Annotated in this window: 24 protein-coding genes; 6 read left to right on the top strand and 18 right to left on the bottom strand. The window is 32.3% G+C overall.

Annotated features, from left to right (window positions below; genetic code table 11):
* Together SJY43_RS10970 and SJY43_RS10965 are read left to right on the top strand one after the other, a co-directional pair.
* A complete protein-coding gene (locus SJY43_RS10970; RefSeq protein ID WP_396600783.1) occupies nt 1-852 on the top strand; it encodes an ion transporter in 852 nt (283 codons plus the stop codon).
* 327 nt (nt 853-1179) lie between these two features.
* Complete coding sequence (locus SJY43_RS10965; protein ID WP_396600782.1) at nt 1180-2187, top strand: IS110 family transposase; 1008 nt, start codon at nt 1180-1182, stop codon at nt 2185-2187.
* Between the two features lie 221 nt (nt 2188-2408).
* Here SJY43_RS10965 and SJY43_RS10960 read toward each other — a convergent pair whose 3' ends face one another.
* From SJY43_RS10960 to SJY43_RS10950, 3 genes are read right to left on the bottom strand one after another with little or no spacing between them, the layout of a single operon-like run.
* The gene (locus SJY43_RS10960) at nt 2409-4295 is read right to left on the bottom strand and encodes a VWA domain-containing protein (protein ID WP_396600781.1); all 1887 of its coding nucleotides are present in this window, start codon (nt 4293-4295) and stop codon (nt 2409-2411) included.
* On the bottom strand, nt 4282-5865 hold the full coding sequence (locus tag SJY43_RS10955) for an AAA family ATPase (protein WP_396600780.1): 1584 nt from the start codon (nt 5863-5865) through the stop codon (nt 4282-4284). The genes SJY43_RS10960 and SJY43_RS10955 overlap by 14 nt, the downstream gene beginning before the upstream one ends.
* A 4-nt stretch (nt 5866-5869) precedes the next feature.
* Nucleotides 5870-6013, bottom strand: coding sequence for a hypothetical protein (locus tag SJY43_RS10950; protein ID WP_396600779.1), 144 nt, complete (start codon nt 6011-6013; stop codon nt 5870-5872).
* Between the two features lie 264 nt (nt 6014-6277).
* Here SJY43_RS10950 and miaA point away from each other — a divergent pair, with 264 nt between their 5' ends.
* A complete protein-coding gene (gene miaA / locus SJY43_RS10945; protein ID WP_396603405.1) occupies nt 6278-7207 on the top strand; it encodes a tRNA (adenosine(37)-N6)-dimethylallyltransferase MiaA in 930 nt (309 codons plus the stop codon).
* On the top strand, nt 7197-7874 hold the full coding sequence (locus tag SJY43_RS10940) for a GNAT family N-acetyltransferase (protein ID WP_396600778.1): 678 nt from the start codon (nt 7197-7199) through the stop codon (nt 7872-7874). The genes miaA and SJY43_RS10940 overlap by 11 nt, the downstream gene beginning before the upstream one ends.
* Nucleotides 7875-8022: 148 nt before the next feature.
* Here SJY43_RS10940 and SJY43_RS10935 read toward each other — a convergent pair whose 3' ends face one another.
* From SJY43_RS10935 to SJY43_RS10925, 3 genes are read right to left on the bottom strand one after another with little or no spacing between them, the layout of a single operon-like run.
* Entirely contained in the window at nt 8023-9600 is a 1578-nt protein-coding gene (locus SJY43_RS10935; protein WP_396600777.1) for a DUF4097 family beta strand repeat-containing protein, read from the bottom strand.
* Between the two features lie 10 nt (nt 9601-9610).
* Nucleotides 9611-10195 (bottom strand): hypothetical protein, encoded by a 585-nt coding sequence (locus SJY43_RS10930; protein WP_396600776.1) that lies wholly within the window; start codon nt 10193-10195, stop codon nt 9611-9613.
* On the bottom strand, nt 10179-10730 hold the full coding sequence (locus tag SJY43_RS10925; RefSeq protein WP_396600775.1) for an RNA polymerase sigma factor: 552 nt from the start codon (nt 10728-10730) through the stop codon (nt 10179-10181). The genes SJY43_RS10930 and SJY43_RS10925 overlap by 17 nt, the downstream gene beginning before the upstream one ends.
* Nucleotides 10731-11183: 453 nt before the next feature.
* On the opposite strand from SJY43_RS10925, the gene SJY43_RS10920 reads away from it, so the two are divergent.
* Nucleotides 11184-11738, top strand: coding sequence for a DUF2911 domain-containing protein (locus tag SJY43_RS10920; RefSeq protein ID WP_396600774.1), 555 nt, complete (start codon nt 11184-11186; stop codon nt 11736-11738).
* Nucleotides 11739-11749: 11 nt separating this feature from the next.
* Here SJY43_RS10920 and SJY43_RS10915 read toward each other — a convergent pair whose 3' ends face one another.
* From SJY43_RS10915 to mnmA, 7 genes are all read right to left on the bottom strand, one after another.
* A complete protein-coding gene (locus SJY43_RS10915; RefSeq protein ID WP_396600773.1) occupies nt 11750-12319 on the bottom strand; it encodes a phosphatase PAP2 family protein in 570 nt (189 codons plus the stop codon).
* A gap of 12 nt (nt 12320-12331) precedes the next feature.
* Nucleotides 12332-12559: a hypothetical protein gene (locus SJY43_RS10910; protein WP_396600772.1), complete on the bottom strand. Its 228-nt coding sequence runs from the start codon at nt 12557-12559 to the stop codon at nt 12332-12334.
* 83 nt (nt 12560-12642) lie between these two features.
* Entirely contained in the window at nt 12643-12996 is a 354-nt protein-coding gene (locus tag SJY43_RS10905; RefSeq protein WP_396600771.1) for a four helix bundle protein, read from the bottom strand.
* Nucleotides 12997-13033: 37 nt separating this feature from the next.
* Nucleotides 13034-14413, bottom strand: coding sequence for an MATE family efflux transporter (locus SJY43_RS10900; RefSeq protein WP_396600770.1), 1380 nt, complete (start codon nt 14411-14413; stop codon nt 13034-13036).
* A gap of 280 nt (nt 14414-14693) precedes the next feature.
* Nucleotides 14694-15635: an NAD(P)H-dependent flavin oxidoreductase gene (locus SJY43_RS10895; protein ID WP_396600769.1), complete on the bottom strand. Its 942-nt coding sequence runs from the start codon at nt 15633-15635 to the stop codon at nt 14694-14696.
* Nucleotides 15635-17263 (bottom strand): S8 family serine peptidase, encoded by a 1629-nt coding sequence (locus SJY43_RS10890; protein ID WP_396600768.1) that lies wholly within the window; start codon nt 17261-17263, stop codon nt 15635-15637. Before SJY43_RS10890 ends, SJY43_RS10895 begins: the two co-directional genes overlap by 1 nt.
* Before the next feature lie 24 nt (nt 17264-17287).
* Nucleotides 17288-18475, bottom strand: a complete 1188-nt coding sequence (mnmA, locus tag SJY43_RS10885; protein ID WP_396600767.1) for a tRNA 2-thiouridine(34) synthase MnmA — start codon at nt 18473-18475, stop codon at nt 17288-17290.
* A 178-nt stretch (nt 18476-18653) separates the two neighbouring features.
* Between mnmA and SJY43_RS10880 the strand changes: the two genes are divergently transcribed.
* A complete protein-coding gene (locus SJY43_RS10880) occupies nt 18654-20048 on the top strand; it encodes a fasciclin domain-containing protein (RefSeq protein ID WP_396600766.1) in 1395 nt (464 codons plus the stop codon).
* Between the two features lie 84 nt (nt 20049-20132).
* On the opposite strand, the gene SJY43_RS10875 is transcribed toward SJY43_RS10880, so the two are convergent.
* The 5 genes from SJY43_RS10875 to folE form a co-directional block, all read right to left on the bottom strand.
* Nucleotides 20133-20804, bottom strand: a complete 672-nt coding sequence (locus tag SJY43_RS10875) for a toxin-antitoxin system YwqK family antitoxin (RefSeq protein ID WP_396600765.1) — start codon at nt 20802-20804, stop codon at nt 20133-20135.
* Between the two features lie 197 nt (nt 20805-21001).
* A complete protein-coding gene (gene yidC / locus SJY43_RS10870) occupies nt 21002-22888 on the bottom strand; it encodes a membrane protein insertase YidC (RefSeq protein WP_396600764.1) in 1887 nt (628 codons plus the stop codon).
* A gap of 107 nt (nt 22889-22995) precedes the next feature.
* Nucleotides 22996-24630 carry a CTP synthase gene (locus SJY43_RS10865; RefSeq protein ID WP_396600763.1) on the bottom strand — a complete coding sequence of 545 codons (1635 nt, stop codon included), beginning with the start codon at nt 24628-24630 and terminating at the stop codon, nt 22996-22998.
* A 182-nt stretch (nt 24631-24812) separates the two neighbouring features.
* Complete coding sequence (locus tag SJY43_RS10860; RefSeq protein ID WP_396600762.1) at nt 24813-25094, bottom strand: hypothetical protein; 282 nt, start codon at nt 25092-25094, stop codon at nt 24813-24815.
* Nucleotides 25095-25147: 53 nt separating this feature from the next.
* Nucleotides 25148-25735 carry a GTP cyclohydrolase I FolE gene (gene folE, locus SJY43_RS10855; RefSeq protein WP_396600761.1) on the bottom strand — a complete coding sequence of 196 codons (588 nt, stop codon included), beginning with the start codon at nt 25733-25735 and terminating at the stop codon, nt 25148-25150.
* Nucleotides 25736-25980 lie beyond the last annotated feature (245 nt).

Below are 25980 nucleotides of genomic sequence, written 5' to 3'. Positions count from 1 at the left end.
ATGAATAAACCATCAAACAAAACCTGGAAACACAAACTTCATGAAATTATTTATGAAGCAGACACACCAGCAGGTAAACTATTTGATGTTATACTTCTTATAGCCATTATAGCAAGTGTACTTTTAGTCATGCTAGAAAGTGTTAAAAGTATAGATAGTAAATACCACGACCTATTAAACATCTCAGAATGGGTAATCACCATACTATTTAGTATAGAATATATAGCAAGAGTCATTACAGTAAAAAAACCTTCAAAATATATTTTTAGTTTTTATGGTATTATAGATTTACTATCAACCATACCAAAATATATTTCACTTGTATTTGGCGGTATACATGCCTTAGCCGCGTTAAGAGCATTACGTTTATTGCGTGTGTTTAGAATATTAAAACTAGCAAGATACCTAGGTGCATCCAACAACCTAGTAAATGCATTAAAAGCAAGTCGTGTAAAAATATCTGTTTTCCTATTTGCAGTAATCATAGTCGCAGTCATTTTAGGAACCGTTATGTATCTTATAGAAGGCGAAGAAAATGGATTTACCAACATACCAAAAAGTGTCTATTGGTGTATAGTCACCCTTACCACCGTTGGCTTTGGTGATATTGCACCACAAACGCCATTAGGGCAATTTATAGCTTCTTTAGTCATGGTTTTAGGTTATGGTATTATTGCAGTTCCTACTGGTATTGTATCTGCCGAATACGCAAACCAACATGCTAATAAAAATGAAGAACCAAAAGCATCAGACCTTCATTTAAACTCGCGGTCTTGTCAAAATTGTTTAGCAACAAATCATAAAGACGACGCAGAGTTCTGTTATAATTGTGGCGAAAAATTAAAATTATAATTTTTTTTTGGGGCGTTACCGCACCCTTCGTCTTCGCTCAGGACGGGCGGTCGGGCTTTCACTACTCGCTCCCTCCTACGTCGGGGAGCTCAAACATGCCGTTCAATCCCTAACCTTTAGTTTGCATAAAGAATAATACACTAAATTTATTCAAAGGAAAACAGAGGTGAACTACATCCCTAACTAAGTTAGTCTTATGCTGCGTATTAGTCCTCTGTTTTCTCCTTAGAATTTAAGTTGAAAAGCTTCAAATAGAATAGTAGACGTCAGAGGTCTAATAAAGGTTATAAAGCGATTCAACATTTTTTAAAAACTTAATATAAAATTATGAAAAATTATTCATTTCATGTGGGCATTGACATCTCAAAATTAAAATTAGATGTGGTTATAGTAGATAAAACAAATCCCATGTCATTGGAACATTTCGTTGTTACGAACAACACCAAAGGTTTAAAGCGAATGCTTACAGTTTTAAAAAAAAGAAAAATAGATTTAGAAAGTACCCTGTTCTGTTTTGAAAACACAGGTGTTTACACATTTCCTTTAAGCTGTTTTTGTTTTGAAAATGAGTTTGATTATTGGATTGTTCCAGCAGTAGAAATTAAGCGATCTAAAGGCATATCAAGAGGTAAAAGTGATAAGTCTGATGCTAAGGATATCGCTTTTTATAGCATTCGCAATATAGATAAGCTACAGCTATCAAGTGTGCCAGAGAAATCAATCCAGCAGTTAAAATTACTTTTTACTGAGCGCGAAAAAATCAAGAAATCCCTTTTATTATTTGGTTCAACTAAAGAAAATAAAGGGTATACGTCGTTAGATGTTTATAGAACAGTAGAAGCTCAAAACAAGAAAACTATTAAATTTCTTAAAGCCAGCTTAAAAATTATAGATGCTAAGATGCGTGAGCTTGTAAAACAAGAGCCTAAATTAAAACGTCAATTTGAGCTTATAAAAAGCATTAAAGGTGTCGGCGAGAAAACGGCTATTTATTTTATAATAGCAACTAAAGGATTTAAGGTCTTTGACTCGGCTAGAAAACTAGCCTGTTATGCAGGAGTTGCGCCTTTTGAATACAGCTCAGGCTCCAGCATTAGAGGCGGTACTAAAGTTAATCATATGGCAGACAAAACAATGAAGTCTTTACTTCAAATGTGCGCCTTATCAGCGGTAAAGCATGATGCACAGTTAAAAGCATATTATCTAAGAAAACAAGATGAAGGAAAAAACAAAATGTTGGTTTTAAACAATGTGAGGTGTAAAATTATAGGGCGAATTTTTGCTGTAATTAATAGAGATTCTCCTTTTATAGATACTTATAAATTTGTAGCCTGATTTTTAATGAAAATTATTTGTTTTCTATCATAGAATACGCATGGGTTTATTAGCTTGGTTTTAGGAGGAGAAAGTGTTTGTTTTTTGGAGAGGTTCGTTTAACGGTCTAGTATAAGAATAGTAGCGGATTTACAGCACTACCTTTTCGGTTAAACAAAGACCTTTTTTATATTTACCTACTTAAGTTTTAGCAATTAAACCGCTATTATTTTTATACATTGTTATGTGGCGTTATTGTTGTTCAAGTCTGTCTTTATAACCCTTATCAAGTCTTTTAATTCATTTCTATTTGTGTCATATTGCCAAATATTATTACAAAACTTTAATGCTCTTTCATTGTAACTATTCCCAATCATTAGTGAGTTAAATTTATTACCTTTTTTCTTTAATTCTTCTATTGATTTTAAAGTATTATCGTTTAGGTTTCCAAAAACTCCATCTGATATGATTAACAAATCTGCTTTTTCATAATTTTCAGTTTCCATTTGTTTTAACGCTTCTAAAACTGCTTGTGATGCGTCCGTTCCTCCGTGAAAGGACATTTGTAAAAAGTCAATAAGTTTTACTAACGAATTTTGAATATCGGTAAGTTCAAATGTTTCTATTCCTGTTGAAAAAGAAATTAAAAATGCTTTTCTTTTTCCACTAATTGCAATTCTTGTAACTGCAAAAGCAATGACTTTTGATAAAAATTCTGGTTCTCCGTGCATTGAACCACTTGTGTCAACTGCTATAATAAAAGGACCTTTGTCCTTTTCTATTTCTTTTTGTCTTTTATCTGTAATTGATTTTTGTTCAAAATCATTTTCCTTATTGATATACTGAAAGGTTTGTAATTTCTTTTCTGCAAACCTTTTGTAAAATATACTTTCCGTTTCTAAGTCACTAAAAAGTGCCAACTCTGTTGGTAATAAATTGTTTAAATCATCACTTTCGGTTATTCCAATAAGTTCAGATTTTCCCGAATGTTCAATTTTATATTTTGAAACTATTTCGATATTCTCAAATTCTTCTTCCTCTAATTGCGCTTCTGCTTTTCGGTACTTCCCTAAAAGTTCCGCTAATTCTTGAATTTCTTTTTTGTCTTTAAGTATTTGAGCATATTTTTCAAGTAAACTGAAATTCACATTTTGCCAATTACCTGCTGACATATCCCAAAGCCTACCTAAATCTGCGGTTTCGTTTATAAATGGTTTAAGTAACTTTAAAAGTTCCTTTAATTCTTCAATCTTATTATACAAATCATTTAAAAACTCTTCCCTTGTTTTATCAATTATTTTAATATTTTGTTGAAGTTTTTCAATTGATAGTTTCTCATCCCATTTGTTTATAAATTTCTTCTTTGCTAATTTTAATTTAGTTTCATCGAGTTTTACTTCAGTATTTTCAATAGTGTTAAATTCTTCTTGGTATTTGTTTAAATCAAAATCTCTTTTTCTGTATTTTTTCTTCAAAAACTCTTTGTAGTTATTCCAATTTTTCCATTCTTTTTTGAATTTGTCGATTGGCAACTTGTCATAGACTTCTTTAAGTTCTTCTTCTTCTGATTTTTTACTTATTTTTTGAAGTTGTTGTGCAATTGCAGTTTCAGGTTGTTTTTCAATTAATCTTTTCCAGTTATTTGAAATGTTTTTATGAAGTTTTTTAAGTTGATTTGCTTTTGTTTTCTCTTTATCATCTATTACTGATTGTAAATCAATTTCGTAATTGCTGATTTGTGTTTCATCAAGAACTGTACTTTTGTTTAATATCGTCTTGCCATTTTCGAACTCTGTAATTTGAAATTCATCATACTTCTGAATTAATTTTTCTTCTTTATCAAAAGTTGGCTTATTCTCAATATTTGTATCAATTTTTTCTAATAAATGAAACAACTTTTTTATAAATTCATTTTTTAAATGTGGTTGTATTGATAAAATAGAATTAATCTGTTCATTTGTTATAAATGAATTAATTGTGTCTAAAAATCTTTTGTCAATATTGGAAGTCTCAATGGAAACATAATTCCATTCTTTTATTATTTCGGCAATTTTTTCACGCTCTCTTTCAGATGAAATTTTACCAAATTTAATAAATCGAGTAAAAATTTCATTGTTAGAGTGCATCATATTCTTTTTTTAGTTTTTCAACTTTTAGTTTCTCTGATGCAAAACTATTTATTGTTTGGTTTAAATTATGTTCTGCTAATAAGGCTAATTTTTTATTAACGAATATATTTTCCTTTAAAGATGCTAAATCTTTCTTTTTGAAAGTTTCAATTTCTTTTATTGTTTTATTAATTTCGTTTATAACTGAATTAACCTGTTTATTCCATTCACTAATTATTGCTTTGTGAGGAATTTTTGTTGTAATTTCAGTTTTGTTTTTTCTATTTGAAATTAAATCATATTTTGTTCCTGTATTATTTCTATTCCAACTATCATATTCTCTTATTGTTATCGTATTTGGTTCTTTAGAAAATGCTTCAAATCGATTATTGTAACTTTCTTCTCCATTTTTATCGTAAAGAGTTATTTGCTTATATGTAGATTTGTTTAATGTGTCAAAAGCTGATTTTCTTAAATAATTAATTTGTCTTCTATAATTTCTATCCTGTAAGTTTCCATTATCTACAATCTCATAATAAATAGCATTACCTATTTTTATGGATTTGGGTTCATAATAAGTTATTCGTTTACTTTCTTTTGTTTGATTGTCAATGTCTAATTTTAAATCATTAATTTCATTTGTAAACATTGAAAGATTGTATTTTAAAGAATAACCGTGATTTTTTATAGCATCAGAAACAAATTCTTTGACAATACTAATTTGTTCTACTTCATCCCAAATTGTATGAGCAATTAAAAAACAATCCATTAAATCAATTACTTTTCTGTCGTTCAAAAAAGCACTTGTTTTTAACACTTTTACAATTTTTTTCCAACGTCTATCTGATACATAAATTGGTTTTTTAGTATCCTTTTTTTCGTTGTACTTAATAATATAATTTCTGATTACGTTAATTACATTTAGTGCTTCGTCAGATATTTTAACCTTACTAATACTTTTTTGCCATTTTTTATAGTCAGCATTGGTTATTTTATCTTTTTCATCAATATTCGCATTAAATCCAATATTTTCAGTTGATAAAAATGCATTAAATTTATTTGGGTCAGATATGTTTTTAACTAAATAACGGATAATAAATCTATCCCAAAGTGCTTCTAATCCTTCTCCTTTTGCTGGTAATTCGTTTGATGCAGAGATTAATCCTTTTAAGGGAATTTCAATTTCTTGTTGGCCGTTTCTGTATACCTTCTCATTTATAACGGTTAAAAGTGAGTTTTGAATTGAAGGCCCTGCTTTCCAAATTTCATCTAAAAACACAATATCAGCGGTTGGTAAATACTTTTCTGTTATTCTTTCGTATGTATCATATTTTTTTAGTTTTGATATAGCAATAGGACCGAAAATTTCATCTGGTGTACTAAATCTATTCATTAAGTACTCAAAAGAATTTCCGTCTTTAAAGATTTCTTTTATTCGTCTTGCAATTAAACTTTTGGCAACTCCTGGTAAACCTAATAAAAAGATACTTTCTCCTGAAATTGTTGTGAGTAGTGCCAATTGCACTATTTCTTCTCGCTCAAAAAGGTTTTCATTTAAAGCGTGAAGAATTTTATTAATTCTTTCTTTCATCAAACTATTTCTTTGCCTTTTGATTTGGGTTTAATTGTTTACCTCTATTTCCGTGAACTTGTGAGTGTTGTTTGTTTTGTCCACTCGTTCCTTTGTTTGCGTTTTGTTGATTTGCAGAATTACTTTTTGGTGTTATTTTCTTTGCCATATTATCATTTTTAATTCAAATTCTGAAGTTGGTCTCTAATGCCACATAATGCAAAGATAAAGTTCCGTTTCAATGAACTTTATCGGTTGTTAAACGAAGTTAGCGAATTTTTCTGACAAAGTCAAGTAATTAAATTAAATATATAATCCAATAAATCTATAAAACCACAACCATCCAAAAACAGTATCAAACCAAAGTTTGTTAATACTTAAATTGGTATTAATCATTTATTCAAATTAACTTTACCAAATAAACACAAAAGCTATTAACTCGAACTCAAAATATCTCATTTCAATTGTTGGCCCTACTGCTATTGGCAAAACAGCACTTAGTATTAAATTGGCGCAACATTACAAAACAGAGATTATATCTGCAGATTCGCGTCAGTTTTTCAGCGAAATGCAAATTGGTACAGCTGCACCAACACCCGAAGAATTATCAGGAGCAAAACACCACTTTATTCATCATAAGTCCATTAAAGACAACTATAACGTAGGCGCATTCGAAAAAGATGCGCTACAATGCTTAACCAATTTATTTAAAACAAATAATGTAGTAATAATGGTTGGCGGCTCTGGGTTATATGTAGATGCGGTTACAAAAGGCTTAGACCATTTTCCCGAAGTCGATGCAACCATTCGTGAAACTCTAAATAGCCAATTAAAAACAGAAGGCCTAGAAACGCTTCAAAAGCAATTACAAACCTTAGATCCTGTTTCGTATAACACCATAGCTATAGATAACCCGCATCGTGTTATTCGGGCTTTAGAAATTTGTATTGGTACAGAAAAACCGTATTCATCTTTCTTAAACCAAGGCAAAGAAAAACGCCATTTTAAAACCATAACTATTGGCTTAAAAGCAGATAGAGCACTCATTTACCAACGTATAAACCAGCGTGTAGATATTATGATGCAAGACGGTTTATTAGAAGAAGTAAAAAATCTTTTAGCTTATAAAGATTTAAACGCATTAAATACTGTAGGTTACAAAGAGCTTTTTAATTATTTAGAAGATACTTGGGAATTGGATTTTTCAGTTTCTGAAATCAAGAAAAATACGCGACGTTTTGCAAAACGACAACTCACTTGGTTTAAGAAAAAAGAAGATACCCTTTGGTTTGAATATAATACGCCAATAGATAAAATAACAAGTCAACTAGATTCACTCTTAAACCATAAACATGACAATTGATGAAACCGTTTTAGATAATCCGGTGTGGTTTTCACTTACAGAAAAGCATACGAATCATGGCGTAGATTATGGAAACATTAAAATTTATCTTCCTGACTATACACCTTTTGGTGCTTTTATAAATGGTGAAGATACTTCTGTAGCCATAGAAAAATACTCAAAACTAACACCATCCTTTTTTATGGTTGGTGAAAAACCAAAAATGCCTTCTTCTTTTAAGCCTCCAATAAAGTATGTGGGGTTACAAATGATTATTCGTAATAACATTAACTATCCCATAACAGAACATATTGTAGAGCTAAACGAAAGTCATTATCAAGATTTAATGAATTTGGTAGATATTGCATATCCAGATTTTTTTAAACCTAAAACAAACACTTTAGGCAGGTACTTTGGTATTTTTAAAAACCAAGAACTGGTAGCCATAACTGGCGAGCGCATGCAAACCGACCATTTTACAGAAATTAGCGGTGTAATTACGCATCCCGATCATGTTGGTAATGGCTATGCAAAACAACTTATAACACATACATCTAATAAGATTTTTGAAGACAACAAAACACCCTTTTTACATGTAGACCAAACAAACCTGGGACCAATTAATCTTTATAAAAAACTAGGGTTCGAGATAAGAAGAAAACTAGAATTCTGGAGAGTAAATCGTTAAGTAAAACAAGAATTATTTTTGAAAACGCTTTTGTCATTCTGAACGAAGTGAAGAATCTCATTAGAGTAGATTTCTTGTTGCTCGTTCCTCCGCGCTATACAAATGACAAAACTAAGAAGCTAAAAAAAGAAAGGAAAATAAAGTAGTTTTACTGCATAGTAACATGGCTATATTTAGCGTTAATCATAATATTTTTTCCACTTGCTAAATCTCCTGTAGAAAAATTAGAAGCAGAATCTTTACTAAGCTTATCAGGGTGTGTTACACGAGAATGCGTGCCTTTGTATTGTATATTACATTCCGCTTTAGGTAAACCAATAACCGCATTACTGTTTTGTAAAATCACATTTAAATTATTGAATGTATCTTCGATATTATAAATATCAACATCGCCAATATTACAATCAATCATAGCACTTCCTGTTAAATTTTCAATATCAACCTCAGATGAGTTCACATTTAAAACCAAATGAGCAACATTTTCAAGGTCTGCATTCTTAACATAATTTAAATTTAATTCTCCCAAATTCCAATTGGTTACTACAATTGGTGAATACGAAGCATTAATGGAAGTTAAACTTCCATTAATGCTTTGGGCTGTAAACTTTGTGTAAGCTAAATTAGCTTCTAAATTATCGACATTGGCCGCAAATTCAATTTCGCCATGCTTAACATTTACCTTTAGTTTGGCTTTTTTTGGCATTTTAATTTTAATTGTTTTTTTAACATTAGAATTTGATGTGTTATGAAACAATCGCTCAACTTCTTTTTCTCTGTCTTTAATTAAAATTGTACGTTCCTTAATACGCTCTTTGGCTTGTTGCTTGCGCTCTAAAGCATGCGCTTTTTGTTCAATTAAACGTTCCTTTTGTTCTGCCATACGTTCTGCTTGAGCTTCTGCGCGTTCTACTTGCGCTTCTACTCGACTCGCTTGTGCTTCCATGCGTTTAGCAAATCGCTCTCCCCACGCTTCCATTTTTTCAGCATAATCTTCACCCCATTGTTCACCAAACTTTTCTCCCCATGCTTCCATCTTTTTGGCAAAATCATCTCCATACTTTTCATTCCATTCTTTTCCAAATTTTTCGCCCCACGCTTCCATTTTTTTAGCATAATCTTTCCCATACTCAGACTCGAACTTTTGCGACCAAGATTCTAAATATTTTTCACCATCTTTTTGGTACTTGTCATAATCAAATGCAATGGCATTAACACCTTCTGGCAATTCTGGTAATTCTGGCATCTCAGACATCTCTGGCATTTCGGGCATTTCTGGCATCTCTGGCATTTCAGGCATTTCAAAATCACAATCAAAATTTACCTCAGGCATTTCAGCTAATTCAAATTTTAATTCATTTAAAAGCGCTACTACACCATGATTATCGTCTTGCATATCATGAACCCAAAAAGATGCTGCATGCCCTCCACTAGTAGTAATAGACACTTCATTACTAGACGCATCAACATCTACCTTCCATTGTTTCATTGCATCTTCTAATGCTTCTTTACTAAGTGCATCACCTTCAACATAGGCTTCAATTTCAACGGTGTCTTTATTCCAAGTATCAAATACAATATTACAATAGCTTGTATTTAAATTAACAACAACATCTTTATCAACATGAATTGATTGCGATACTTTTGATAATTTTTGTTGCGCTACAATATGTCCTGTGATGAAAAAACATAGAGCAACTAATTTTAGTTTTATAATTATCTTGTTCATTTTTTGATTTTTAAATTGATTGTGAAACTTCATTAGACTGCGCATCAGAAGTATTAAATTCTTGTAATTGAGATCTTAACCTGTATAATAAGTTTAAACGCAACTTTAAATTGTCAATTAAGGCATTTACTGTTAATTCACTTGGTCCAGATTCTGTTAATTCTAAAGATAGGTTTTGGTAAGCCTTATCTAACGCATTAAGTTGTTTTAAATACCCGTCAAATAACTCTTTAGTTTCTGGGGTGTATTTCACTTTAGACAACTCTAAATTTATACTAGCCAAATAATAATCTTCAACTTTTTTTAATCCTGGTGAAATATCTCCTAAGCTTTTAGTATCAGCATCTTTAGTTTTAACAAGCTCTGGAGAATCACCTAAAACTTCTGGCTGAAAATATTTAAAAGCACCAAAACTTAATCCTAAAAGCACTACAACGCTAGCTGCAATTTGAATAAAACTAAATTTAAAATGCTTAGCCTCTACTTCTGGTAAGGTCTCATCTAGTTTTTCAAGAAAACGTGCTTGATGATTATCAGGCATTTTCTCGTGCGTTATCTTGTCATTCTTAAATAACTCTCTAATGTCTTGTGCCATCTTTACTATGTGTTAACAGTTTTTGTAATTTTACTTTCCCTCTAGATAGTTGTGTTCTCGATGCTACCTCAGAAATATCTAGAATCTCTGCAATTTCTTGATGGTCGTAGCCTTCAATTAAAAATAACATCACAACGTATTGATACTTGTCGGGCAAAGTATTAATAGCCGTTTTAACATCGCTCAATGTTATGCTATCTTCTACCAACCATTTGTCGTCTTTAGGTGTATCAACAACTTTTAAATGAACCTCGTCAAGTTCAACAAGATGTTGCTTTTTAGCTTTTAAAAAGTCAATACTTTTATTAACAACAATACGTTTTAACCATGCGCCAAAAGTAACCTCAGCCTTGTACTGGTGCAATTTTGTAAAAGCCTTAATAAAAGCTTCTTGTACCACATCTTCAGCATCGGCAGCGTCTTTCAAAAACCGATTAGCAACAATATACATCCCGTCGCAGTACTGGTTGTATAACTGCAATTGTGCTTTTCGGTTGTTTTGTTTACATTGTTCAATAATGTCAACTTGAAACATGCTTGATTTACTTTTTGGTTTTAACCCTCATAATTTATAAAAAAATCATGCGGGTTTAGTTAGTTCATCTTAAAGACGATTAAAAATTTAAAGTGTTGCAAAAAATAATGTTTTTATTAAAAATTTTTATTTGGGCGTTACCTTTTACTCATACCTACAAGGTTAAAAAAACCTTGCAGGATCGCAAAAAGTCGGGCTATCCGTTACAAGTCCTCGCTCCTCCTTTGTCGGGCTGTGGGCTATCCACTACTATCCCTAACGCGCGCTTATCCGCCAAATTAAGTTTTAAGTCGCAGTCGTAGTCTTAGTTTAGATACGCCAATAAACTTCTATCTTCAGTCTTACATTATATTTCTCATTTCCCCTTCTACAACAAAACTAAATAAATTAACGTTTGCCCTTTACCAGTTATTCCTTTTAAATTATCTTTATGCACTTAATAAATTGCTCTATATGAATACCTTCCTAAAACGTGTTTTAATTCTATTATCAATAATAGCCTTAGGACTATTTTTATATTCAACATTTGTCGAAAACATTTTTGCAAAACGACTAAGCCCAAAAGACACCGTAGAATTTAAATTAAACGATTTAAAACTTGAAGTGTTCTATAATAGGCCTTATAGAAAAGAACGTGAAATTTTTGGTGCGCTTGTTCCTTTTAATCAAGTATGGCGAACTGGAGCAAACGAAGCAACTACTTTCGAGACTAATAAAGAATTACAAGTAAACGGCATGCAACTAGCAGCCGGAAAATATACATTATGGACGGTTCCAAAAGATTCAACCTGGAACGTTATTTTTAACTCAAAACAATATTCGTGGGGTGTAAATGCCGAAATGCAACCTATGTGGGATCCAAATTACGATGCTTTAAATATTGAAGTTCCTGTGCAGAAATTACCAAACCATGTTGAGCAATTTACTATTGCTTTCGATAATTCTACAGACAATTTGTTTTTAACCATGGCTTGGGACGATGTTAAAATTGCTGTGCCACTAAAATAAAATCTAAACAATTAAGCTTTCACAAATCGTTTTAAAACATACTGTGCTAGTTTATAAAACATAAATCCAGACATAGCGCCAAATGTCATTCCGCATAGTATATCTAACGGATAATGTACGCCAACATAAATTCTGCTGTAGGCTACAACCGCACTCCAAAATAATAGAATAAAAATCAAATATTTATAATAAGGTTTCAACATTAACCCTGCAAAAACTGCGGCGGCCATTGTATTTGAAGAATGCCCAGAGAAAAACCCATATTTTCCACAGCGTACCGCAATAAATCGTATGCTATCAGCAATTTCATCTGCACCACAAGGTCTAGGTCGCATAAAAGTTCGCTTAAACACATTGGTAATTTGGTCTGTAAATGTTACCATTAAAACAATAATAACAACAAACATCAATAACGATTTTAAACCATAACTTTTATAAAGTAAAAATAATAAAAGGACATACAAAGGAATAAAGGCAAGCTTATCTGTTATAACTAACCATAAACCATCCCAGGTGGTAGACCCTAAATTATTTAAAAAAACAAATAACTCGGTATCGTATTGTAAAAGCTGTTCAATCATTTATTTTAATTATTATTCATCGTATTTAGCGACTTCATTATCATAAAACTCAGTAGCTTCCTTTATAGCATTTTCGGTTTCTGTTTCCAATTCACTTTGATCCTCTGCATCAAAATCTTCAAACCATTCAACTTCATCGTTTTCAAGATTAATAATAAACCTAGGAAACTCGGTATGAATCACATAAATCGCATTAGGAAATTCAGTATTATCGCCAAGTATAAATTTTGGTAGTGACATTGTTTTTATAGTTTAAAGTTTCTGTAGTTATAAGTACTTAAAGTTTTTCTTACTCAAATAAATTAATAATCAAATTTAACGACCTAAAGTTTATTAGCAATGGATGTAAAAATAGCCAAAAGTTCTTTAGCTTCATTTCTAATATTCTTCAAATTCGTATTATTTATCCATTTTAATTCTTCGATTATTTCTAACCAATAATCTGTTTCGCTAGCTTCTCCCAAGCTAATTTTAATCTTATTTTTAAAATCTCTAGGACTTCTAGAACGATTAGCTTCTCTATAATTAGCTCCAATACTCGTTCCAGATTTCGTAATTTGATTTCTCAACACTAGAGCTTCGGGAGTATTTGACAAACTAGCAGATAAATTTATAATTTCAATTGCAAATTTAACTGTTCTTTTTTCTAACTGTATTGCAAACTCTTTATTAGTCATGTTTTTCTTTAACTTTAAATACTTTAGGCACTTTAGCTCACTTTAAACTTTTAGCAATAAGCTTTTTTGTCAAATAGTTAAATCGAATATACAATAAAATTGAAGCTGTAGTTAAACCCGCGAGTAGACCTAGCCAAATACCAAAACTTCCATAAGCCTCTTCTTTTCCTAAAAACCAACAAATTGGGAAGCCTACTAACCAATATGATATAAAAGTAAGTAGTGTTGGTATTTTAACATCTTGCAATCCGCGTAAAGCACCTAAAACAACAACTTGTATGCTATCACTAATCTGAAAAATAGCAGCAGCGATTAATAATTTTGAGGCGATACTCACCACTTCCATGTTATCGACTAAGTTTTCAGCATCATCATAATCTACATAAATCCTTGGCAAATAATCATGAAAAGCAAAGAACATTATAGCAAAACCTGTGGCTAATAGTATACCCATAAAAAATAAAGAAAATGCAATGCGTCGCAATTCAAAATAAGCTCTCAATCCTTTTTGATTCCCAACACGTATCATGGCAGCAACACTTAAGCCCATAGCCACCATAAAAGTCATGGAGCCTAAATTTAAAGCTATTTGATTTGCTGCCTGAGGGTTTTTACCAAGTAAACCACTAAGCCAAATGGCAGCAGTAAAAATGGCAACTTCAAAAAACATTTGCATAGCACTAGGAGCTCCAAGATTAGTTATTTTTTTAATCATTAAATTATCTAATACAAAAAACTTAATATTTGTAACAAAGGCTTTTGATTTTTCATTTCCTTTTAATAAAAACCATAAATACAAAACCATAATTATTCTTGATGCTAACGTACCGTATGCAGCACCAACAATCCCTAATTCTGGGAAACCAAATTTCCCGAAAATTAATAAGTAGTTTAAAATAATGTTTATAATATTCCCTATCAGCGTTGCATACATCGGGTATTTAGTCATTGACAAGCCATCACTAAATTGTTTAAACCCTTGAAAAATGATTAAAGGTATTAAAGAAAACGCCACTAAATCTAGATATGGGATAGCTAATTCCACAACCTCAATAGGTTGATTCATTAAATACATTAAAGGTTTTGCAAAAAATACTAATAAAAATAGTAGTACCCCTAAAACAGTACATAAAAACAAGCCATTTTTAAATATAGATTTCCCTTTAATAAAGTCTTGTGCAGAATCTGCCTCTGCAATTAAAGGTGTGATAGCAGTTGAAAAACCAATACCTAAAGACATTGCAATAAACATAAAACTGTTACCAAGAGATACAGCAGCTAACTCTGCAGTACCTAACTGCCCAACCATAATATTATCGACAAAACTAACAAAGGTGTGCCCCAACATACCCAACATAACTGGAGCAGCTAGTTGCCAATTGTATTTAAATTCCTTTGTATAATCTCTTAAATGCATTATGCAAAAATAACCTTTAGCCAATACTTTAAAGAAATTTGATAATTTTCTTTTGATAAAAAAACAGTATTAACAAATGTTAATTATTTTTTACTATTTGTACGATTTATAGTATTGTATTATCTATCTTTGTGATGCCTTGAATCGTTCTCACTAAAACTTAGTAGCGATTAAGAAACATTTAGCGTTTTTATAGGGATAAATTACTAGTGCTGAGGTTTCTAAAAAAAAAGGAGGGAAATATTTCCCTCCTTTTTAATTTAAAACGACATATCTTTTTTTAAAGTTGTGGAACATTTTTCTTAGCCTCCTCAAACTCTTTTACAATATCATCAACAATATTTTCTACAGGTTTAATATTATGAATTAATCCTGCAATCTGACCAATTTCTAATTCGCCTTCATCCATATCGCCTTCAAACATGCCTTGCTTAGCTCTTGCCCTACCTAGTAATTCTTTAAGTTGCTCTTTAGTTGGACCTATTTTATATAAACCTTCAACTTGTTTATAAAAATCATTTTTAAGTAATCTAACGGGAGCTAATTCTTTTAAAGTTAATTGTGTATCGCCTTCTTTAGCATCAACTACTGCTTTTTTAAATGCTTCATGTGCCAAACTTTCTTCACTCGCCACAAAACGGCTTCCTATCTGTACACCATCGGCACCTAAAATCATAGTTGCCAACATAGCGCTTCCTGTTGCAATACCTCCAGCTGCAATTAAAGGAATTTGAATATGCTCTTTAACCATAGGTATTAAAGTTAGCGTAGTAGTTTCATCACGACCGTTATGTCCACCAGCTTCAAAACCTTCGGCCACTATAGCATCAACTCCGGCTTCTTGTGCTTTTAAAGCAAACTTGACGCTACTCACAACATGAACTACTATAATACCTCTTTCCTGTAACCAAGATGTCCATGTTTTTGGATTTCCGGCGGACGTGAAAACAATTTTCACCCCTTCTTCTACTATAATATCCATAATCTCCTTGATGTTTGGATATAGCATGGGCACATTAACTCCAAAAGGTTTTTTTGTAGCATTTTTGCATTTTTGAATATGCTCACGTAATATCTCTGGATACATAGATCCGGCTCCTATTAACCCAAGTATACCAGAGTTACTTGATGCGGAAGCCAACCTCCAACCACTATTCCAAACCATACCAGCTTGAATAATTGGGTATTTTATTTTGAAAAGCTCTGTAATTCTATTTGACATTATAGCTTAATAAATTTTAATGTTTTTGAAATGTCGTTATGTTTTATTTTAACAATATAAATCCCTTTTGACAGATTCTCTACATCTATAACGGAACTACTATTTGATAATGAATACGTATTTATTATTTTACCCAAAACATCATAAATTCTTAATGAAATAATACCGTCATCTGATGGCATTGTGATGTATAATTTATCTTCTATTGGGTTGGGAAATATATTTATTTCAATATTGTCTTCTATTGGAGATACTATAGAAAGTGCATTATTAAAAGCCAATTCGAGATTTGGTATACCATATCCTAAAAAATAATCTGGCGTTGTATATTGTGATCCCGATTCTCTTACCAATTGCATAATTTCAGCATTTGTTTTACCAGGTAAAGCTTGCCATAAACAAGTTATGCCTCCAGCTAAAATTGGTGAGCTAAAAGATGTACCGTTTGCAGTTGTAACAATATCGTTTTCTGTAATTACGTAACTAGCTTGTCCTTGCGCTACAACATCTGGTTTTTGTGTTGGCTGTATGGCACTACCCACAGAACTAAAAGACGCATAATTTCCAGATGCATCTACTGCTCCAATGGAAAAAACATTTGGAGAATCAGCAGGAGCACCTACACCTCCATTCCCAGAATTTCCTGCAGAATTAATTAACAAAAGCCCTTTTTCAAAAGCAATATTAGCGCCTTTTGTTATATAGGTGGTAAATCCATCCAAATCAGCAGAAGAATAATCATAAGCTGCATCATCAAAAGTTGTATATCCTAAAGACGTATTTATAACATCTACACCTAAACTATCAGCACGTTCGGCTGCCTCAACCCAATAACTTTCCTCTACAGGGTTTTCATTAGGCGCGTCTTCCGTAATAAACAAATAATAAGACGCATCAGGAGCTGTACCAACAAACTGATTTTCAACATAACCAGCCATATCACTCAATACTAAAGTACCATGGTTACTAGTTGTTCCGGTATAAACATTTACATCTCTATTAACAAAATCGTAACTTCCTAATAGGTTCCCAGAATCGCGTAGTCTTTGAAATGACGTCATTGTATTTGCATTTGGAAATCCTGCATCTAAAACAGCAATTGTCATTCCTGTTCCTGTATAATCTGCTAAATGCAAGTCATCTCCATTAATCATTTCAATTTGATTCGCTGAATTACCGTAATTAAAAGTTGTTAAAACACCTTCTAGCTTAGATTCTTTAGCTTGCTTAGATTCTACATTTGCATTTGCGTTTTTTGAATTTAAACTTTTGTCTGCAAAATCGATAGAAGAAACAAAACCTAAGCCCGTTAATGATATAATATTAAATTGAGTACCTCTAACATGTAAAGCATTAAACCATTTGGATTTTGCCATAACGGTTATACCATTCGAGTTCTTAATTTGAGTGATGTAGGATTCATTAACTGGAACGTCTCTTTCATCAATTGCAACACCATGAGTGTTTTTTCTATCTATAGCTTCTTGAGTAAGAATAGTTAAAGGATTAGCAATTGAAGCAGTTACATCTTCTTTATCTGCCAAATACACCCAAGCATCTTCTAATTGTGCAAATAAATTAAAACTGAAACAACTGAAAACACTAAATAATAGTAATACTTTTTTCATAACATAACATTTGGCAATGCTAAGTTATGAAATTACTCCCGAACCTATTAATTCATCTTCAATATACCATGCAACAAATTGACCTTCGGTTATAGCAGACTGAAAATTTTCGAATTCAACATATAATCCACTTTCTACTTTATGTAACTTTGCGTTTTCTAATGTTTGCCTGTAGCGAATTCGAGCTTTTACTTGCATAGTTTCGTCAGCTTGAAGTTTTAAATCTTCACGAACCCAATGCAGTTCTTCATTACTAACAAATAATGCCTTTTTGTATAATCCTGGATGAGCTTTACCTTGTCCCGTATAGATTATATTCTCTTCAACATCGGTATCAATAACAAAAAGAGGTTCTACAGTACCACCAACACCTAACCCTTTACGTTGTCCTTTTGTAAAATAATGTGCACCTTGATGCTTACCAACTATTTTTCCTTGACTACTATTATAATCAATTTTACGAGACAGGTATTCTAATTTTTCTTTTTCAGAAGTAAATTCTGTTTCAAGATTATTATAAATGTCTTGATCTTTTGGAATTTCAATAATAGCTCCCTCTTTGGGTTTTAATTGTTGCTGTAAAAAATCTGGTAGCTTAACTTTACCTATAAAGCAAAGCCCTTGAGAATCTTTCTTTTCGGCAGTTACTAAATCTAATTTTGTTGCAATCTCTCTTACTTCAGGCTTTGTTAATTCACCTATTGGGAATAATGCTTTAGACAGTTGTTCTTGCGACAATTGACATAAAAAATACGATTGGTCTTTATTACCATCTACTCCTGCTAAAAGTTGGTATATGTCTTTACCATCTTTCTCAACAATACCTTTTCTACAATAATGTCCTGTAGCTACATAATCTGCACCAAGATCTAATGCAATTTTCATAAAAACATCAAACTTAATTTCTCTATTACAAAGTACATCTGGATTTGGCGTTCTACCTTTTTCGTATTCATGAAACATATAATCGACTATACGCTCCTTATATTGCTCACTTAAATCGACGGTTTGAAACGGGATACCCAGTTTATCTGCAACCAACATGGCATCATTGCTATCGTCTAACCAAGGGCACTCATCCGAAATAGTAACGGAATCATCATGCCAATTTTTCATAAACAAGCCAATAACTTCATAGCCTTGCTGCTGTAACAAATAAGCTGCAACACTAGAATCTACACCACCAGAAAGTCCAATAATAACGCGTTTCATTCTTAAAAAATTAGTTTACAAAGATACATATTATTGGAAGATTCTTGGGCTATTTTCAACTTTGAAATAATCGATATAAGGCACTTTTGTTTAACTTTAACAAAATTTTATTAAACAATAATTGAATTTTTGTTTAATTATTTCGTATTTTTGTTGAACAAATAAAAACTAAGTAAATATGAAAAATTTAAAAACATTAACAAAACTAGCTACAATACTATTTGTAGCCATCACATTTTCATCATGTAGTAGTGATGATGATGGTCCTGAAACTTTTGTACCTTCAAACAACATTGTAGAGCTTGCTCAAGCAACACCGCAATTGTCAAGTTTAGTAACAGCACTAACAAAATATCCCGATTTAGTAAACTTATTGAGTGGAGACGGTAATTTTACCGTATTTGCTCCTACTAATGATGCCTTTGCTGCTTTATTAGGCGCAATTGGACAAACATCTATTGAAGATATTCCTGAAGATGTTTTAAAAAGTGTTTTACAACATCACGTTTTTGCTTCAGCTGCATTAGAAGCTAGTGATGTAACTTCTGGAACAATTACCATGGCTGGCGGAGAAACTGTTGAAGTGGTTGCTGATTCAAATGGTGTGTTTTTAGACAATGCTCAAGTTACTACAGCAAATGTGTTAGGAACAAATGGTGTTGTACACATAATTAATAGTGTACTTGTTCCACCATCTATCTTACCTATTGTAGGAACCATAGTAGCTCCTGCTTATTTTAATAAAAATTTCACAACATTAATTGCTGCTGTACAAGCTGCTGACCCAAGTATTTTAGAACTGTTATTAAGTAATGGTCCTAGCGATGGTGGGTTAACATTATTTGCACCTACAAATGATGCTTTCGCTGCTGCAGGTATCACAGATGTTAATGGTGCTGATGCTATTTTAGCATACCATGTTATTGATGGAACAGTAATGGCTTCAGACTTACCAGATTCAGGCATAGCTGCCGCTGAAGTTTCTGCTATAGGTGGAAATATTTACATCACTAATGCTGGAGGTACCGTTTCAATAAACGGAACAACTATGGTTACAGCAACAGATATTGCAGGCTCTAATGGTGTAGTACATGTAATTGATAAAACTTTAATACCACCTACAAATACTATTAACGAGATAGTTGCTAGTCTTGCCGGAGGAAATCCTGCAGAATTTACAATGCTAGCCGCTGCATTAGAGCGAGCTGGTTTAGGTGATACTTTTGGTACTGCTGGCCCATTCACGGTATTTGCTCCAACAGATGCTGCATTTATGGCTGCTGGATTTGCCGATGTTGCTGCAATTAATGCAACAGCTCCAGAAGCTTTAGTACCAATATTAACGCATCATGTTGTAGAACCAAGTGTTTATATATTTTCAACAGATTTAACTGATGATTTACAAGCGCCAATGTTAAACGGGCAAAATGTAACCATCGACTTAGATACATTAACCATTCAAGATGCCGCAGGATCTAGTCCAGCTGCAGGTTTAGTAACTTCTTTATTAAATGTACATGCAACCAATGGTGTTGTACATGTTATAGATAAAGTATTATTACCTTCTAATTAATAAAACTAGTTTGGTTTGTTGATTGTAGACAAACATTAGTATTTTCCACTAAAAATTGTCTATGAAAAAGAGCGCCTTAAGAAATTAAGGCGTTTTTTTAATGTATTTAGGTTTATAAGTAAAGTCCTTTTTGCGTATAAGTTTACCGTCTTCATAAAACTTCCAAACGCCATCTTTTTTACCACGCTTATATTGCCCTTCAGATAACAATTCACCTTTGGGATTATAAAATTGCGCTTTACCGTGTAGCTCGTCATTTTCATAAATATAAGATTTAAGAACCACGTTTTTTTCAGATAACCAAAACGATTCACCATGCAACTTACCATTACTATAGTTTTTCTTTTCTGCTAATTGCCCGCTAGGGTAATACACCAAACGCTCTCCAATTAATTCACCTTTATCATTATAATGCTCAACAGTTAGTAGTTGATCTGAGTTTTTCTGATAATACTTCCAAGTGCCAATGTATGTTTTACCATACATTTCGCCTTCACTTATTACTTTTCCGTTAGAAGCTAAAAATTTAACCGCTGCTCTATTATTATTTTCATTGAACAATTTGGTGGCAGATAAAATCGCTTTCTTTTTATAGTTTTTATAAAACTTAAACAATCCTATTTCCTTTCCATGTGCAAACTGCCCTTCGTATCTTATAATATTGGTGTCTTCAAAGTGCTTTTTCCAAATACCATGACGCTTGCCGTTAGCATCAAACTGATTTACGTTTTGAGCAAACATAATACTACTACACATTAAAAAAAATATAAAACTATAACGCATCTTCATTTTTAAATTTTTATTATAATAAATCTACCGCTTTCGCGGAACTAATAATTGATTAACGGTAAAACTATAAGTTTGTTATAACAAAAAAGCTGCCAAAATTGTTTTCTTGACAGCTTTTATATTTTAATAGATGCTGAATCAAGTTTAGCATGACAAAAAATAAATTATTTGCGCTTTTGTTGCGCTTGTTTTTGTTTTTCAGCTTGCTCCATCATATCAGCCATTTTTTTCTGAAAACGATTTTGCTTTTTAGGCTGTTTCTTTTTCTCTTGAATCTGAGCATGAATTTTATCTTCATCAAGAATAAAGTTTTTAATTACTAGGATAATTCCAATACTAATAACGTTCGATATAAAGTAATATAAACTTAAACCAGACGCATAGTTGTTAAAGAAAAACAACATCATTATTGGAGAGAAATACATCATGTACTTCATCATTTTTCCCATATCTGGCATACCTTCTTGCTGAGGTTGAGACTGCATGTTTTGCCCCGTAGTTAATCGCATGTAAAAGAAAATAGCAATTGAGGCTAATATTGGAAACAAACTCACGTGGTTTCCATAAAACGGAATATTGAAAGGTAGGTTTGCAATCACATCATAAGACGATAAATCTTTTACCCAAAGGAATGATTTTTGTCTTAAATCGAACGCCGAAGGGAAAAATTGAAACAAGGCATAAAACACAGGAAGCTGTATTAAAGCTGGCAAACATCCCGCCATAGGGCTTGCTCCTGCTTTGTTTTGTAACGCCATAGTTTCTTGTTGCGCTTTCATTTTATTATCCTTGTGCTTTTCTCTAATCGCATCTAATTCTGGCTTTAAAATTTTCATTTTTGCCTGAGATAAAAACTGCTTGTATTGCACAAATGATAATAAGAATTTCACCAATATGGTCATGACTACAATAGCAATACCATAAGACATATACCCTCCTAGAAAGCCAAATAATGGCATGAAGATGTAACGGTTAATCCAACCAAAAAGTCCCCATCCAAATGGTACTAATTCATCTAAATTTCTATCATATTTATTTAGTACCTTAAAGTCACTTGGCCCGTAATACCAATCCATAGTTTGGTTAAGCTCTCCGCCTTGTAATTCTAAAGGAATTGTTGCTGCAAAACTTTTAGTAAATACGGTATCAATAGTTTCTTCCTTTACTAAATTTTCAGTTTTAACTTTTGCGCTTTTAAATCTATTATCTGTTAATAAGGCAGAAGAAAAGAAATGTTGCTTATAGCCAATCCAAGCTACATCTTCAATATCGTCTTCACCATTTCTAGTAAAATCTGCTTTTCCGCCGTCATAATCATAATGCACATCGGTATACCTGTTTTCGTAAGAAATACTTTTTGCATGACGATACCCTTTTAATTTCCAATCTAAATTAATAGCTTGAGAACTATTAATAATATTGCTTAACCCTTGAGAACGAATGGCAAAATCGATCATATAATCGCCTTCCTTAATCTCGTATCGGTATTCAAGAAACTGGCTTTCAGAAACTTTAAGTTTCATTGAAACTACAGTTAAATCACCATTTTTAGTAACCTGAGATACAAATGGTAAATCTTTAGTATTTAAAATACGACTATCTGTTGTTCCAAAGTTGATATTGAAAGATGCATTTTTATCTTTAATCAAATAAATTGGCAACGAATCATAATCAACAAATTGCTTTAACCTGACTTCAGAAAGGTAACCACCTTTATTACTAAATTTAAGTGCAAATAAATCGCTTTCAACTATTGTTTCAGCTTTAGTAGATTGTAATGCAGAATATGCAAAAGCCCCTAATTTATTTTTTAACTGAACAGCTTGAAGAGAATCTACTCCAGTACCAACTGCATAATCTGCTGCTGTTGTTACTATGGTTTCATCTTGAACTTTCGCTTTTTGTTCAGCTTCAACTTGTTCTTGCTTTGCTTTTTCTTGAGCTTCTAATTCTTCTGGCGTTGGTTGATTTTGCCAAAGCATATAAGCCAATATTCCGAAAATAAGTACGAAACCAATAATCGAATTAATATCTAATTTCTTTTCTTCCATGTGTTAGTTATAGTACGTTGAGTCGATTGCTTTTTTACTATTAAATAAGATTCCTAATATATTATAGGAATGGTTAAAGCTTATCAATAAGCTATCCAATCTTACTTTTATGCCATACTGGCATTATTTTTCTTTTTCTTATGTGTTAATGCTGCCTTAACAAAAGCCACAAATAAAGGATGTGGATTTGCTACTGTACTTTTATATTCAGGGTGATATTGAACACCAACAAACCATGGGTGTTCTGGAATTTCAACAATTTCTACTAAGCCGGTATCTGGATTTAAACCTGTAGCAATCATACCAGCGGCTTCAATTTGCGCTTTATAGTCACTATTAAATTCATAACGGTGTCTGTGTCGTTCTGTAATACTTTCCGCTTTATAAATATCGCGAACGGCACTTCCCATTTTTAAATCGCAAGCCCAAGCACCTAAACGCATAGTACCACCTTTATCTGTTATGTTTTTTTGGTCGTCCATTAAACCAATAACCGGATGTGAAGTACTCGCATTCATTTCGGTAGAAGCGGCATCTTTAAGTCCTAGAACATTTCTAGAAAATTCTATAACAGCCATTTGCATACCTAAACAAATTCCTAAAAATGGCACATTGTTTTCTCTTACATATTGAACGGCATCAATTTTACCATCAATACCACGCTCACCAAAACCAGGTGCTACTAAAACACCATCTAGATGTGCTAACTTTAACTTGGCGTTATCTTTATTTATATATTCAGAATGTATAGACTCTATATTTACTTTAACTTCATTTACAGCACCTGCATGAATAAACGCTTCTAAAATAGATTTATAAGAATCTTGTAACTCTACATATTTACCTATTAAACCAATAGTGACCTCAGTTTTTGGATTTTTGTGGCGGTGTACAAACTGGTTCCATTGATCGATATCTGGTTTAGAGCTTTCTAAGTTCAATTTTTTTAGAACTACCTTATCTAAGCCTTCTTCAAGCATTAAATTAGGTACATCATAAATTGTAGATGCATCTATAGATTGTATTACTGCCTCTTCCTTAACATTACAAAATAATGCTAGTTTTTGACGTAAATCTTTAGGTAAGTTACGTTCTGTTCTACATACCAAAATATCGGCTTGTACGCCACTTTCCATAAGTGTTTTTACACTATGTTGAGTTGGTTTTGTTTTTAATTCGCCAGCTGCAGATAAATAAGGTACTAATGTTAAATGAATAACAATTCCGTTATGTTCTCCTAAATCCCAACGTAATTGACGCACAGCTTCTATATAAGGTAAAGATTCTATATCACCTACTGTACCTCCAATTTCTGTAATTACAATATCATAATCTCCAGATTTACCAAGTATTTGAATGCGCTCTTTAATCTCGTTGGTAATATGAGGCACAACTTGTACCGTTTTACCTAGAAATTCACCACGACGTTCCTTTTCAATAACACTTTGGTAAATTCTACCTGTAGTAACGTTATTAGCCTGACTTGTTGGTCTGTTTAAAAAACGTTCGTAATGTCCTAAATCTAGATCGGTTTCTGCGCCATCTTCCGTTACGTAACATTCGCCGTGTTCGTAAGGGTTTAAAGTTCCTGGATCTACATTTATATATGGATCTAATTTTTGAATGGTTACCCTATAGCCTTGAGCTTGAAGTAATTTAGCAAGCGATGCTGCTATGATGCCTTTTCCTAGGGATGATGTAACCCCGCCGGTTACAAAAATGTATTTTGCTGTAGTTGTCATGTTGCGCTTATAAACGCAGGCAAATTTACAAAATTTAAATAGTTATTTAAGAGTGACTTGTTAACAATTTTTGAATTGATTTTTTTGATGAAGACACTTGACTTTGTAAAAAATTCGACTAACTTCGTTAACGACTGATATAAGTCATTAAAACGACGTCATATCATTAAAGTTAACGAAAATCAATTTTTAACCTCAATCACTTCTTCCTCCTTCTGAAACACATAGGTTAAAAACCACATAATTGTAAAAGTCGGTACAATATCTAGCCCAGGTATAATTTCTTCAATAAAAGACACCACACCAGCAATTTTACCTTTTCTGCCTTTATACATTTTACTCATTAAATACCCAGAGGCTGGCGCCCAAATAACATCAAAGATTGTAAAGCTGAGCATTCCAATAGCATCAAACACAAGGCTTAATGCGAGTTTTTTATATTTACTTAAATTTTCTAAATTCATTATTATTTTTTAGTAATTGTATTGCAAGAAACATACCAAAATAAATGATGCTATTATTTACCAATAAGCTTTAAAAACTCATTTCGGGTTTCAATTTTTTCAAACTGCCCTCTAAACCCAGAAGTTGTAGTAATTGAGTTTTGTTTCTGTACACCACGCATCATCATACACATATGCGATGCTTCAATAACAACAGCTACGCCTTGTGGTTTTAGCGTGTCATTTACACAGTCTAAAATTTGTTCTGTTAATCGTTCCTGTACTTGCAAACGTCTTGCAAACACATCAACTATTCTTGGCAACTTACTTAGCCCTACTATTTGCCCGTTTGGTATATAAGCAATATGCACCTTTCCGAAAAATGGTAAAATATGATGTTCGCAAAGCGAGTACAACTCAATGTCTTTTACTATAACCATTTCGTTATAAGACTCTTTAAACATGGCTCCTTTAAGGATTTCAACAGGATCTTGATCGTAACCTTGTGTTAAAAACTGCATAGCTTTTGCTGCACGCTCTGGAGTTTTTAATAACCCTTCACGACTGGTATCTTCACCTAAATCTGTAATAATCTCATGGTACTTTTTTTTAACATTTTCGGTAGTATCATCATTGTATTCCTCGAAACTCTTATATGGCATAGTAATTTATAATTTAGATTCCCGATTTACTCATTGATTTCTATTCAAACTTTTTGAATTCATGAATCTACGATTTTAAGGGAATGACAAATTCAACAGAAACTTCAAGGCACGACCCCAAAGAAATATTCTTGAATAAAGGTAACTAAAAAATATGTTGCAACCGTAGTGCTTTAATAGCTCTATAGAAATTTTTAACTTTTTATTATGAATAATAAAGTATAACAAATTTAGTTTTGCTATTG

Source organism: Algibacter sp. R77976 (assembly GCF_044594645.1).
Lineage (GTDB): Bacteria > Bacteroidota > Bacteroidia > Flavobacteriales > Flavobacteriaceae > Algibacter_B.
Note: the sequence above shows the minus strand (reverse complement) of the source record. Positions and strands in the feature narration are given on the sequence as shown.